The organism is Nonomuraea sp. MG754425 (assembly GCF_021699195.1).
GTDB lineage: Bacteria > Actinomycetota > Actinomycetes > Streptosporangiales > Streptosporangiaceae > Nonomuraea.
Map to the genome: position 1 here is coordinate 41,019 of NZ_SSXE01000069.1, position 12,783 is coordinate 53,801.

At 73.4% G+C, this 12,783-nt stretch carries 10 protein-coding genes; 9 read left to right on the top strand and 1 reads right to left on the bottom strand.

The window, feature by feature from the left end:
• Position 1 precedes the first annotated feature (1 nt).
• Positions 2–412: a DUF2795 domain-containing protein gene (locus FAF44_RS23870; protein WP_237105463.1), complete on the bottom strand. Its 411-nt coding sequence runs from the start codon at positions 410–412 to the stop codon at positions 2–4.
• A 78-nt stretch (positions 413–490) separates the two neighbouring features.
• Between FAF44_RS23870 and FAF44_RS23875 the strand changes: the two genes are divergently transcribed.
• The 9 genes from FAF44_RS23875 to FAF44_RS23915 all read left to right on the top strand — a co-directional run bounded on the left by FAF44_RS23875 (position 491) and on the right by FAF44_RS23915 (position 12,596).
• Entirely contained in the window at positions 491–1,570 is a 1,080-nt protein-coding gene (locus tag FAF44_RS23875; protein WP_237105464.1) for a GNAT family N-acetyltransferase, read from the top strand.
• An 81-nt stretch (positions 1,571–1,651) separates the two neighbouring features.
• Positions 1,652–2,827, top strand: a complete 1,176-nt coding sequence (gene cbiE / locus FAF44_RS23880) for a precorrin-6y C5,15-methyltransferase (decarboxylating) subunit CbiE (RefSeq protein WP_237105465.1) — start codon at positions 1,652–1,654, stop codon at positions 2,825–2,827.
• A gap of 70 nt (positions 2,828–2,897) precedes the next feature.
• A complete protein-coding gene (locus tag FAF44_RS23885) occupies positions 2,898–3,743 on the top strand; it encodes a sirohydrochlorin chelatase (protein ID WP_237105466.1) in 846 nt (281 codons plus the stop codon).
• 21 nt (positions 3,744–3,764) lie between these two features.
• A complete protein-coding gene (gene cobT, locus FAF44_RS23890; RefSeq protein WP_237105467.1) occupies positions 3,765–4,835 on the top strand; it encodes a nicotinate-nucleotide--dimethylbenzimidazole phosphoribosyltransferase in 1,071 nt (356 codons plus the stop codon).
• Positions 4,836–4,879: 44 nt separating this feature from the next.
• Complete coding sequence (gene speB / locus FAF44_RS23895) at positions 4,880–5,875, top strand: agmatinase (protein WP_237105468.1); 996 nt, start codon at positions 4,880–4,882, stop codon at positions 5,873–5,875.
• A gap of 79 nt (positions 5,876–5,954) precedes the next feature.
• Positions 5,955–7,187, top strand: a complete 1,233-nt coding sequence (gene cobA / locus FAF44_RS23900) for a uroporphyrinogen-III C-methyltransferase (protein WP_237105469.1) — start codon at positions 5,955–5,957, stop codon at positions 7,185–7,187.
• Positions 7,184–9,874 carry a dynamin family protein gene (locus FAF44_RS55905; protein WP_237105470.1) on the top strand — a complete coding sequence of 897 codons (2,691 nt, stop codon included), beginning with the start codon at positions 7,184–7,186 and terminating at the stop codon, positions 9,872–9,874. The genes cobA and FAF44_RS55905 overlap by 4 nt, the downstream gene beginning before the upstream one ends.
• A complete protein-coding gene (locus FAF44_RS23910) occupies positions 9,871–11,493 on the top strand; it encodes a YfjP family GTPase (RefSeq protein ID WP_237105471.1) in 1,623 nt (540 codons plus the stop codon). The genes FAF44_RS55905 and FAF44_RS23910 overlap by 4 nt, the downstream gene beginning before the upstream one ends.
• A gap of 257 nt (positions 11,494–11,750) precedes the next feature.
• Entirely contained in the window at positions 11,751–12,596 is an 846-nt protein-coding gene (locus tag FAF44_RS23915) for a single-stranded DNA-binding protein (protein WP_237105472.1), read from the top strand.
• Positions 12,597–12,783 lie beyond the last annotated feature (187 nt).

Sequence of the window (12,783 nt, forward strand, 5' to 3'; positions counted from 1 at the left end):
TTCACCACCTCCGCTTCTCCACCCCGAGGCCGAGCGCCTTGGCGACGTCGGCCATGTTCCTGAAGCCGCGCTCGGGAAGGGACTCGACCAGGTCGATCACCGGATCGGGCGCGCCCGAGCGGTGGGCACGGGAGCGCAGTTCGCTCTTGGACGCGGGCCAGTGGGTGTCGCTCAGCCACTTGGCCAGGTCGCTGCGGAGATCCACGCCCCGCCGCGTCATCCCTTCCGGGACGCCGGGCTCGTGACCGGGCGGGTACGGGCGAAGCGACTCCTCACCGGGCGCCGGCATGGCCTCGGGCTCCTTCCACTCCTCGGCGTGCGTCGTGCCGCAGCCACGGATCATGCCCTCGGTCTCGTGCTTCTGCTGATCGTCGAGGCGGGGCCCGTGTTTGTCGCTCCCACGTTCGATCATCGGAACTCACTTCCCCTCAGTTCGCCCCCCTACCCCCGCTTTCGTGGGCAAACATCGCCCCTGTGTACCCTGCCGAGGGTGTTCGATCCCGACGTGAGCATCGCCACGGAACGGCTGACACTGCGGCCGTTCGGCCCCGGGGACGCCCCGAGGATCCGCTCGATCGTGCAGTCCGGAGCGCGGTTCCTGCCGCCCGGCGCGCCCGCCAAGGTCTCCGGGATCGCCGGCTGGCTCGTTCACGGCGTGCACGAGCTGCGCCGCGCCGGTCAGGGCGTGCATCTGGCCATGATCGACGCCGAAGGGCTGATCGTCGGGGCCATCAGCCTGTTCAAGACGTCCTGGAGCGCCGGCACCGCCGAGGTGGGCTACGGCGTGCACCCCCTCTACCGGGGCCGCGGCTTCGCCACCGAGGCGGTACGCGGCCTGACGGTTTACGCGTTCGAGACCCTGGGCCTGCGCAGGATCGACCTGACTGCCAGGCTGGACAACCTCGCCTCGCTCCGCGTGGCCGGCAAAGCGGGTTTCACCTGGGAAGGCGTGCTCCGCGAGGCGGTCGTGGAGGACGGCGGGAGCTACGATCTCGTCATCTTCGGCCTGCTGCGCCACGACGGCCGCGGGCCCGTCGCCACCCTGCCGAAGACGGAACTGCGCACCGAGCGGCTGCTCGTGCGCCCGCAGACCCTCGCCGACGCCCCCGAACTGGCCGCCGCGGGCGCGGACCCGCTCACCCAGACCTACACAGGGGTGCCGCGCGGTTACGGAGAGGAACACGCCCGCGACTACATCGCCCACGCCGAGCGCGTGCAGATGCGCGGCGCGGGCGCCGCCTGGACGGCCGAGGTGCTGGCCACCGGCCGGTGGGCGGTGAACGTGGACCTGCGCGACGTCAACTGGCACAGCAGGACCGCCGAGGTCGGCTACATGACCGCGCCCTGGGCCAGGGGCAACGGGTACGCCGGTGAGGCCGTCCTGGCGATCGCGCGCTGGCTGTTCGAGCGGCACGGCTTCAGCCGCCTCCAGTTGCGCGCCGCCCCGGCCAACACCGCCTCCCAGCGGGTGGCGGAGAAGGCCGGTTTCGTCCGCGAGGGCGTCGCCCGCGCCTCGCTCGGCGGCGGGGACCTGGTCGTCTACAGCCTCATCCCCTCGGACCTCGCCTGAGGGCACACCGGACTGACCCCGGCACCCCTTGGTGAAACCCTCCCGCACCCGTCACCCTTGAGAGGAGGACGGTGAGGCGCAATGATCACGGTGGTCGGCTGGGACGGGTCCGAACTCTCGGCCGAGGCGGCCGGCCGGCTCCGGGAGGCCGGGCTCGTGGTGGGCCCGAGCGCCGTCGTCGCCCAGCTCGACGTGACCGCGACGAGCGCGGCGGACGGCACGCTCCTGGAGGCCCTCCACCACCATCTCGAACACGGCGAGGGCCCCGCGGTCGTGCTCGCGCAGGGCGATCCCGGCTTCTTCGGCGCCGTACGCGCGCTGCGGGCGCACGGCCTCGAACCGGACGTGCTGCCGGCCGTCTCGCTCGTCTCCCGGGCCTTCGCCCGCGCCGGGCTCAACTGGGAGGACGCGCTGGTCGTCGCCCCCTCGGGCCCCGGGCAGCTCAACCGGGTCGTCAACGCCTGCCGGGCGCACCCCAAGGTGGCGCTGCTGGCCGCGCCGGGCGTCGGCCCCGCCGAGATCGCCAGGGAGCTGGCGCCCACCACGCCGCGCGCGCTCATCGTGTGCGAGGACCTCGGCGGGCCGGGTGAGCGGGTCACCCACAGCCGCATGGGCGAGGCCACCACCAGGCCGTGGAAGGACCCCGAGGTGGTCCTCGTCGTCGATCCGCTGCACCGGCCCACGGAACCGGCCTGGGTGGCCGGCGCGCGGCCGGGCCCGCCGGAGTGGGCGCTGCCGGCCGCCGGGGGCCTGCCGGCCGAGGTCAGGGCGTACGTGCTGGCCAAGCTCGGCCCCCGCCTCGGTGACCTGGTGTGGGACGTGGGCGCGGGCGACGGCCGGATCGCCGTCGAGTGCGCCCGGCTGGGCGCGGCCGTCGTGGCCGTGGAGCGCGACGAGGCACGCTGCGCCGAACTGCGCGCCGCCGTCCTCGCCCACGGCGTGAAGGTGGCCCTGGCCAGGGGGCAGGCGCCCCCCGCGCTCGAACCGCTGCCGGCCCCCGACGCCGTCTTCGTGGGCGGCGGCGGCCTCGACGTGATCATGGCCTGCGCCGTCAGGCGACCGCGGGTGCTCGTGTGCGCGCTGCGTAAGGTCGAACAGGTCGCCGCCGTGCTCGGCCGGCTGCGCGAGCACGGCTACCGGGGCGAGGGCACACAGATCCTGGCCTCGAAACTCGTGCTCGACCCCGACGGCTCCCACCACCTGGCCGCCTCCGACCCGGTCTTCGTCGTGCACGCGACACCCGCGCACACAGCGTGACCTGTTCCCTACCGGTGCGCATCGGTTATCCTCGCGTGACTTTGTCCACCGCACCGGAGAATCCCTCACGATGAAGCCGCCGCTCCTGCTGATCGGGCAGGGCTCCCAGGATGACGCCTACGCCGCCGAGTTCGGCAGGTTCGTCCACCGCCTGCGCTGCCGCCTCGACCAGTCGGGCGCCGACGTGTCGGGGGGCTACCTGGAGCGGGCCACGCCCCGGCTGAGCGACTCCGTCGCCTCGCTGGTCGCGAGGGGGCACCACCGGCTCGTGGCGCTGCCGCTGAGCCTGGGCAGGGTGGGCGAGGAGTTCCCCGCCGCGCTGGCGCTGGAGCAGCAGCGCCACCCCACGCTCATGTACGACTACGGCCGCCCGCTCGGCCCCGACCCGCGCGTGCTGGCGCTGCTGGCCGAGCGGCTCAACGAGGCCGCCGCCGAGCTGTCCAGGCCGCGCGCGCTGGAACTGGCCGGAGCCCGGCCCCGGCTGCGCTCCGTCGACTCCCCGCCCGCCGAGGACTTCCACCCGCACGTCGAGCCGGGGGAGACCGCCGTCGTGCTGGTCGGCGAGGGCTCCACCGACCCGGCCGCCAACGCCGAGGTCCACCGGGTCTCCCGGCTGTTCTGGGAGACGCACGCCTACGACTACATGACCGTCGAGACGGCGTTCGTGTCGGTCACCCCTCCCGGAGTGCCCGGCGGGCTGGAGCGCTGCCGCCGGCTCGGGGCCAGGCGGGTGATCGTGGTGCCGTACCTGCTGTTCGCGGGTGGCCTGCTGGAGCGGGTGTGGGCGCAGGCGCTGGCGTACGGGGCGGGGCACCCCGACCTCGACATCCGCTGCGCCGAGGTGATCGGCGACTGCGAGACCCTGGCCGACGTCGTGATCGACCGATACGAGGAAGCGCTTCAGCTCGTCCCGTGACGTTCCGCAATTGGAGGTTTCGTGTTCGCTGAGACGCTGGCGGCCATCCATCCCGCCGACCCTGGGGTGCTCGCCGAGGCCCGTGCCCACCAGGACCGCCTCACCAAGCCGCGCGGCTCGCTCGGCGTGCTGGAGGAGGTCGCGGTCCGCCTGGCGGGCGCGGCCGGCGTCAGCCCGCCGCCCGTGCCGGAGCCGGCCGCCCTGGCCATCTTCGCCGCCGACCACGGCGTGCACGCGCGTGGCGTCAGCCCGTGGCCGCAGGAGGTCACGGTGCAGATGGTGGCCAACTTCCTGGCCGGCGGCGCCGTCGCCAACGCCTTCGCCGCCCAGGTCGGAGCCTCGGTGACGGTGGTGGACGTGGGCGTCGCCGCCGACCTGCCCGACGCGCCCGACCTGGTCAAGCACAAGATCGCGTACGGCACGGCCGACCTGTCGCAGGGCCCGGCCATGACCGTCGACCAGGCCGTGCGGGCGCTGGAGGCCGGCATCTCCGTGGCCAGGGACCTGGTGGCCGAGGGGGCTCGCTGCCTGGTCACCGGCGACATGGGCATCGCCAACACCACCGCCTCCGCCGCGCTCGTGGCCGCCTTCACCGGCCGCGACCCGGCCGAGGTGACCGGGCGGGGCACGGGCATCGACGACGGGACGTACGAGCACAAGGTCGGCATCGTGCGTGCGGCCCTGCGGACGAACGAGGTGCGCGACCCCTCGGCCTCGCCCAGCGAGGCGCTGCGGGCGCTGGCGGCCGTCGGCGGCTTCGAGCACGCGGCCATCGCCGGCTTCATCCTGTACGGCGCGGCGGTCCGCGTCCCGGTGATCCTCGACGGCGTCATCGCCGGCGCGGCCGCCCTCGTGGCCGCGGCCCTCGACCCGGCCGCGATCGATCACTGCGTGGCCGGCCACCGCTCGGCCGAGCCCGGCCACGCCGCCGCGCTCGCCCACCTCGGCCTGCGCCCGCTGGTGGACCTGGAGCTGCGGCTCGGCGAGGGCACGGGCGGCCTGCTCGCGCACCCGATGGTGTGCGCGGCGGTGCGCGTCATGCACGACGTGGCGACGTTCGACTCCGCGGGAGTGACCGAAAAGCCCGTGTGATGACGGGGAAACGGGAGGTACGGACAATGTCGCGATATGGACCCATGTATGGCCCCGACATCACGTTTCTCGGGGTGGACCGCTGCGACGTGAACGACCCGGAGAGCTACGCCGGCGCCGACGTGGTGATCATCGGCGCCCCGTTCGACGGCGGCACCTCCAACCGGCCGGGCGCCAGGTTCGGCCCCCTGGCGCTGCGGCAGGCGTGCTACCTGCCGCACGACGGCTCGCGGCCCAGCCTCGCGCTGCGCGTGGACGCGCTGCGCGACCTGCGGGTGCTCGACGCCGGTGACGTGGAGTGCTACTCGGGCGACGTCGAGGGCTCGCTGGCGGCCATCGAGGAGGCGGTGCACCGGGTGGCGGCCTCGGGGGCGATCCCGCTGGTGCTCGGCGGCGACCACACGGTGGCGCTGCCGGACGCGCGGGGGACCGCCAGGGCGTACCTGGCCGGGCGTACCTCGATGATCCACTTCGACGCGCACGCCGATACGGGCGACATCACCTTCGGTCACCTGCACGGGCACGGCCAGCCCATGCGGCGGCTGATCGAGTCCGGGGCCATCAGGGGCGACAGGTTCCTGCAGCTCGGCCTGCGCGGGTACTGGCCGGAGCCGGAGACGCTCGGCTGGATGGCCCGGCAGAACATGCGCTCTTTCGAGATGACCGAAATCGTGGCCCGGGGGCTCGACGAGTGCCTCACCGAGTCGTTCCGGATCGCGCTCGACGAGTGCGACCAGGTCTTCCTCTCCGTCGACATCGACGTCTGCGACCCCGGCCACGCCCCCGGCACCGGCACCCCCGAGCCCGGCGGCCTCACCGCCCGGCAGCTCCTCGACGCCGTACGCCGGATCTGCTATGAGATGCCGGTGGCCGGCATGGAGGTCGTCGAGGTGGCGCCGCCCTACGATCACGCGGACATCACCGCCTTCCTCGGAAACCGGGTTATCCTTGAGGCCCTGTCAGCGATGGCCAGACGCCGTAAAGACGATGAGGGCGGGCCTCGCTGGGACCCCAGGCAGCCCCTTCTTGACGGTCGTTAACGCGTGCGCAGCAAATGACACATGCGGAGCCGGTAGGTTTACCTCCTAACACAACCTTCGCGAACGGGAGATTCCCCCCATGGGCCCCTACCTCCTCGGCCTGCGGCTTTCCGGCCGCCGGGTCCTCGTCGTGGGCGGCGGACGCGTCGCCCAGCGGCGGGTCCCCGCGCTGCTAGAGGCCGGTGCGGAGGTCACCGTCGTGTCGCCGGGCGTCACCCCCGCCCTCGACGACCTGATCGCCGCCGGCAGGGTCACCTGGCACGCCCGGCCCTACGAGGTCGGCGACTGCGACGGGGCCTGGCTCGTACAGGCGTGCACCGACGACAGGGCCGTCAACACCGCGATCGCCGCCGAGGCCGAGGCCAAGCGCGTGTGGTGCGTACGCGCCGACGACAAGGACGCCTCCGCCGCCTGGACCCCCGCCACCGGCCGGGTCGACGAGATCAGCGTGGCCGTCACCGCGGGCGGCGACCCGCGCCGGGCCGCCGGCATCAGAGACGCGGTGGTCGAGGCGCTGCGCGACGGCACCGTCGACGCCCGGCGCAACCGCACCAAGCCGGTCGGCGTGGCCCTCGTCGGCGGCGGCCCCGGCGACCCCGGCCTGATCACGGTGCGCGGGCGACAGCTCCTCGCCCAGGCCGACGTGGTGGTCGCCGACCGTCTCGCGCCCCGCGCCCTGCTCGACGAGTTGGCCCCCGACGTCGAGCTGATCGACGCCGCCAAGGTCCCCTACGGCCGCTCGCTGTCCCAGGAGACGATCAACGAGCTGCTCGTGGACCGCGCCAGGCAGGGCAAGTTCGTGGTCCGGCTCAAGGGCGGCGACTCGTTCGTGTTCGGCCGCGGCGGCGAAGAGATGATCGCCTGCGCCGAGGCCGGCATCCCCGTGCTGGTCGTCCCCGGCATCACCAGCGCCGTCGCGGTGCCCGCCGCCGCCGGGGTGCCGGTGACCCACCGCGGCGTGAGCCAGGACTTCCACGTCATCTCCGTGCACGTCGCGCCCGACGACCCCAGGTCCACCGTCGACTGGCCGGCCCTGGCCCGTTCCCAGGGCACGCTGGTGCTGCTGATGGCCGTCGAGCGCCTGGCCAAGGTGGCCGAGGCACTCGTCCGCGACGGACGTTCGCCGGAGACTCCCGTAATGGTGGTACAGGACGGTACCCTTCCGACCCAGCGGGCGGTTGTCGCCTCGCTTTCCACCGTGGCCGACCGCGTGTCCGCGGCTGGGATACGGCCACCGGCGATCGTCATCGTCGGCGACGTCGTGCGGGTCGGCCAGGAGGTCGAGATGGTACGAGCGGAGCGCTTGCCGTGAACACGGCCATGGATGACGGGCGGCAGGAGTCACTCGGGGAGCAGACTTTGAGCTTCCGCCCGGTGACGGACGAGGACCTCGACCCCGAGGCCCGCACCGACGACACCCCGGCCGCCGGGCCGCCGACCGGCGCCGCGCCGGACGGTGGGCTGCCGGACGGTGGGGCGCCCGACGGTGAGTCATCGGGGCGCGGTGCGCTTGAGCACGAGCCCCGCGACGGGGCCACCGGGCCCGGCCTGGGCCCGGACGAGCCCCGCGCCGCGCGGGACCCGCGTACGGACCGCGAGCCCCACGACGCGCCGGACCTGCGCGAGGCCGGCGAGCCTGGCCAGGCGCAGGGGAGACGCGAAGGCCGCGAGGGGCCGGATGCGCGCGCGGATGAGGTTGTTCGGGGGCCGGGAGCCCAGGAAGCTCGTGAGGAGCCGCCTGCTCGCCGGCCCTCGCTCTTCGAGAAGCCGGCCGCCCTGCGACGCCCGCCCCCGGACGACGGGCCACGCCCGGGTGATGGGCGGCGGCCTGGTGAGGGGGCGCGGCCGGATGAGGGGCCGTCGTCGCTGTTCCGGCCCGCGTCCGTCTTCGAGAAGCCGCCCGCCCCCGAACGGCCCTCCCTCTTCGTCCGTCCGGCGGCACTCGACGGGCCCGGCGCCCGCCCGGCTCCCGGCCAGGCGCCGGACGGCCTTCCGGACAGCGCCATTCAGGACGACGCCGCGAGACAGGTGTGGGCCGAGGCGACCGCGGAGAGCACCGAGCGCCCGGACGAGCCCGCGAGCACGGAGACCGTCGCCCCCGATGGCGAGCGCCCCGACGAAGCCGCCGACGTCCACCAGCCCGGAGACCCTGCCGACGAGCCGGTGCGCGACGGCGGCGAGCCCGAGCCGGACAGCCCCGCCGAAGCCGCGGCCGAGGCCGGCACCGCCGCCCCCGAGAGCGGGAACGCTCCCGGCACCTGCGACGACGCCGAACCCGTTGCCGAGCCCGACTCCGAGCCCGGCTCCGCGCCCGACGCCGAAGAGCAGCCGTCGCGGCCGGGTGAGCGCCTGGAGGAGCTGCCCCCGGAGGCCATGGAGGCGCTGACGACGGCGCTGAACGCCCTTCGCGCGAGCATCGCCGACCTGCGCTTCGGCCTCGACCTCCCCGGCTCGGACGAGGCCAGGCAGGCCCGGGCCGAGCTGCTGGCCCAGCTCGAGAACTACGTCCTGCCGAGGGTCAGGACCCGCACCGCGCCCGCGCTCATCGTGATCGCGGGCTCGACCGGCGCGGGCAAGTCCACCCTGGTCAACAGCCTCGCCGAGAAGAACGTCTCCCGCACCGGCGTACGCCGCCCGACCACCGGCACCCCCGTCCTGGCCTGCCACCCCGACGACCGGGGGTGGTTCGCGGACGGCGAGCTGCTCGGCGGCCTGCAACGCCTCGACCAGGCGTCCCCCGAGACGGGGATGCGCGGCCTGGTCATCGCCGCGACCGAGAAGCTCCCGCAGGGCGTCGCGCTGCTCGACACCCCCGACATCGACTCGGTGGTCGAGGAGCACCACGAGATCGCCCACCGCATGCTCGACGCCGCCGACCTGTGGATCTTCGTGACCACGGCCGCCCGCTACGCCGACGCCCCCGCGTGGAGCCTGCTGCGGCTGGCCAAGGAGCGCGGCGCCCGGCTGGCCATCGTCCTGTCACGGGTGCCGCAGCGCTCGGCGGACGTGGTGCTCAAGCACTTCGTCCGCATGCTCACCGAGTACGGCCTCGGCGACATCGACCGGTTCGTCATCCACGAGTCGCAGGTGGGCGACGGCAAGCTGCCCGACTCCGAGGTGACCGACCTGCGGATGTGGCTGGCCGAGCTGTCGGTGGACGAGGAGCGGCGGGCGCAGGCCGTGCGCGAGACGCTCAACGGCGTGCTCGACAGCTTCCGCACCCGCGTACCCGCGCTGGCCAAGCACCTGGAGGCGCAGGTCGCGTTCCGGACCGAGCTGCGCGGCGACGTGGAGGGGGCCTTCCTGCGCGCCCTCAGTGAGATCGACAAGGCATCCAAGAACGGCTCGCTGCTGCACGGCGAGGTGCTGGCCCGCTGGCAGGACTTCGCCGGGTCCGGCGACCTCGTGCGCTCGCTGCAGTTGCGCAAGCGCGGCCGGGCGGCCAAGCAGGCGCCGGAGCGGGTGCTGGCGTTCAAGGCGGCGATCCGCACCGGGCTCGAGTCGGTCATCGTCGCCGCCGCCAACCGTGCCTGCGCGGACGCGGCGGCCCGCTGGCGACGCCGTTCCGAGCTGGGGGCCAAGCTCGGGGCGGATCTCGACCGGCCGTCCGACGAGCTCATCCGGCTCACCGGCCGGGCCATCGCGTCCTGGCAGGAACATCTGAGCGAGCTCGTGCGCACGGAGGGCGTGGCCAAGAGGTCGGTGTCGAAGCTGGTCTCGTTCGACCCCGACTCGCTCGCCGTGATCTTCATGGTCGCCATGTTCAGCGGCGGCAACGGCGAAGGGGTCCCGCACCGGCTGGTCAACGCGCTGCTCGGCGCGGAGTCGCTGCGCGGCATCGGCGCCAAGGCGCTCAGCGACCTGCGGGCCAGGATCAGCATGCTGTTCGACGAGGAGGCCATGCGTTACGTGCGAGCGCTCGATTCCGCGGGCATTCCCGACGAGTCCGTCGCGACCCGGCTATATCAGGCAACGTACAACCTTGAGGTCGTTCGATGACCATGACCACCACCAGACCGGGGCTCGCTCCGCGGCTGGCCGCGCTCACCAAGGTGGTGGAGCTGGGCCCGGGGCGGCTGGACAAGAAGCTGCTCGACGACGCCGGGGCGTTGCTGCAGCGGGCCGGGAACCGGCTCAAGCTGTCGTCCGAGCACACCGTCGTCGCGCTCGCGGGCGGCACCGGCAGCGGTAAGTCGTCGCTGTTCAACGCGCTTTCCGGGCTGGAGCTGTCGCCGACGGGCGTACGCAGGCCGACCACCGCCCGTACCCACGCCTGCGTGTGGGGGCTGGAGGGCGCGGGGCCGCTGCTCGACTGGCTGCAGATCCAGTGGCGGCATCGCTTCTCCCGGGCCAGCGCGCTCGACAAGGGCGACAGCCAGCTCCACGGGCTGATCCTGCTCGACCTGCCCGACCACGACTCGATCAGGGCGCTCACCGACACCGAGGCCGACCGGCTCATCGGGCTGGCCGACCTGGTGGTCTGGGTGCTGGACCCGCAGAAGTACGCCGACGCCTCCACCCACCGGCGCTACGTGACGGAGCTGGCGGGCCACGAGGCGGTCACCGTGTTCGCGCTCAACCAGGCCGACCGGCTGACCACCGAGGAACTGGCCGAACTGGTCATCGACCTCAACGACCTGCTGCGCAGGGAAGGCGTCGAGCACCCGAGCGTCGTACCGACCTCCGCCGTCACCGGGCGCGGCATCGAGAGCCTCAAGAGCGTCATCGCGACCGCGGTCTCCCGGCGGCGCGCCGCCATCCAGAAGCTCGAGGCCGACCTGCACCGGTTCGAGCAGAAGCTCAGCCAGGCCATGCCGATGGGGGAATCGCTCTCCGCGCCCTCGACGGTCGACGAGGCCCGCCGGATGGGGCTGACGGACGCGCTGTGCGACGCGGTCGGCGTCCCGGCCGTGGGCGAGGCCATGGAGAACGTCTACGCGGCGCGGTCGAACCTGTGGGTGGGGTGGCCGTACCCGCGCTGGTTCGGCAAGTTCCGCAGCGACCCGCTGAAGAGCCTGCGCCTCGACGACGTGAGCTCCGAGATCCACGGCATCGCCACCGCCTCGGTGAGCGCCCAGTCGGCCGAGGTCTCCAACGCGGTGCAGGCGCTGGCCGACGGCCTGTCCGTGGGCATGAGCCCGGTGTGGCGCACGGCCGTCCACCAGGCGGCGAGGTCCCGCTCCGGCAAGCTCCCGCAGGCCCTGACCGAAGACCTCTCGGAGGTCGCGCCGCAACTCGACCGCGTGCCGGGCTGGTGGCGGGCGCTCAAGGTGTGGCAGTACTTCCTGGTGGCGGCGTTCGTGGCCGGGATCGCCTGGCTGGCGGTCGGGCTGCTCATGCCGGGCCGGCTTCCCTCGTCCCTCGAACTGCTCGGCGACACCGCGACGCTGCCGTGGGTGGGGTTGATGATGGCCTCCGTGCTCGGCCTCGGGGCGCTGTCCGGCATCGCGTCCCGCAACTTCGTCGAACTCGGGGCCTCACGGGAGCGGGAGCGGCTGGAACGCGAGATGCGCCGCAGGGTCGCGGCGGTGTCCACGACGATGGTGGTGGAGCCGGTGGAGCGGGAACTGGGCCGGCACCACTCCTTCCACACGGCACTGCGCGAGCTGTCCGTTTGAGACGCGGCGGTAGCCGGTGAGCCCGTACGATCGCGCACCGGCCGCCTCCGTCCTCCTGCCTCTCGACCCCGGGGGGCTACGGGCGGGTTGAGCCTGAACTCGCGGGTGCATCTGCGCTGACGTCCTCATCCACAGCCCTCGCCGCCTCCGTGCCCGGTCATCCACAGAATGGCGTTCGCCTGCCTCGGCCCCCGCCCGTCCACGGCACCGTGTTCCCCAGATCGCGGGCAGTCGGCCCGCCACATGGGAGGCACGGGATGAACGACATCTACATCACGCTCACCGGAAACGTCGCCGCAGAGCCGAGGCAGTACAGCTTCGACGAGGGCACCAGAGTCACCTCGCTGAAGGTGCTCACCTCGCACCGATACTTCGACAAGAAGACCGGCCAGTGGGCAGACGGCGAGAAGGTCTGCTTCACGGTCCGCTGCTGGCGTGCCCTGGGGGAGAACGTCGCGACCTCCATCCGGGCAGGTCATCCGGTGGTGGTGTCGGGCAGGCTGCGCATCCGGGAGTTCGGCGTCGAGGGAGATCGCCGCTTCATGCCCGAGATCGAGGCGAGCGCGGTGGGGCACGACCTGCGCTGGGGCACCGGAGCCTTCACCAAACCGGAGCGAGCCGGGAGCGGGGCGGTGAGCAAGGAGATGCGCGACCGCCTCGACGAGGAAACCCGCGACTGGGCCATGGGCCCCCGCAACCGGCACCTCGCGTCCCGCGCGTTCCCTCGTGAGGAGCCCAACCCCTTCCACACGACAGACGCCGACACCGACGGCACGACATCTGTGGGCACGGCGAACACCTACCCCACCCCTGAGGCCCCTGACGGCGCCGACCCCGCGAACGCGGCTGACCTGGCTGGTTGGGCTGGGCTGGAGGCCGGTTCGGCGAGCCTGCCGGAAGCACCGAACGGCACCGTGGATGCCACGGGAAGCCCTGGGCGCAAGCGCGGCCAGAAGGGCGGCGCCCTGCGCGCACCGGACACGGAGGACAGCGCGGCACGAGTCCCGGTCGGTGAGGCCCGCGGAAGGCGACGCGGTACGAGAGCCGACACCGCGGACGCCGGCGACGAGCAACTGGCCCTGGCCGAGACGGCGGCGGCCTAACGAGGGGAACCGCGGGGGCGTCGTCCGTCGCCCCCGCGGCACCTGGCAGCGGCGAGGGGTCAGCAGGAGGCAAGCCACAGGCGGGGAAGCCTGAAAGCGGAGAACCCCGGAGGAAGCAAAGTGTGGCCCGAAAGAAAGGCCCTCGGGGGGGGGAGGGAGAGGGCGGTTCGGCGGGAGAAGAAGGCAC

Excerpts from the sequence above, each read along its gene's own strand:
- FAF44_RS23870 (WP_237105463.1), bottom strand. The coding sequence starts at position 412 with ATGATCGAACGTGGGAGCGACAAACACGGGCCCCGCCTCGACGATCAG.
- cbiE (WP_237105465.1), top strand. The coding sequence starts at position 1,652 with ATGATCACGGTGGTCGGCTGGGACGGGTCCGAACTCTCGGCCGAGGCG.
- FAF44_RS23885 (WP_237105466.1), top strand. The coding sequence starts at position 2,898 with ATGAAGCCGCCGCTCCTGCTGATCGGGCAGGGCTCCCAGGATGACGCC.
- speB (WP_237105468.1), top strand. The coding sequence starts at position 4,880 with ATGTATGGCCCCGACATCACGTTTCTCGGGGTGGACCGCTGCGACGTG.
- cobA (WP_237105469.1), top strand. The coding sequence starts at position 5,955 with ATGGGCCCCTACCTCCTCGGCCTGCGGCTTTCCGGCCGCCGGGTCCTC.
- FAF44_RS23910 (WP_237105471.1), top strand. The coding sequence starts at position 9,871 with ATGACCATGACCACCACCAGACCGGGGCTCGCTCCGCGGCTGGCCGCG.
- FAF44_RS23915 (WP_237105472.1), top strand. The coding sequence starts at position 11,751 with ATGAACGACATCTACATCACGCTCACCGGAAACGTCGCCGCAGAGCCG.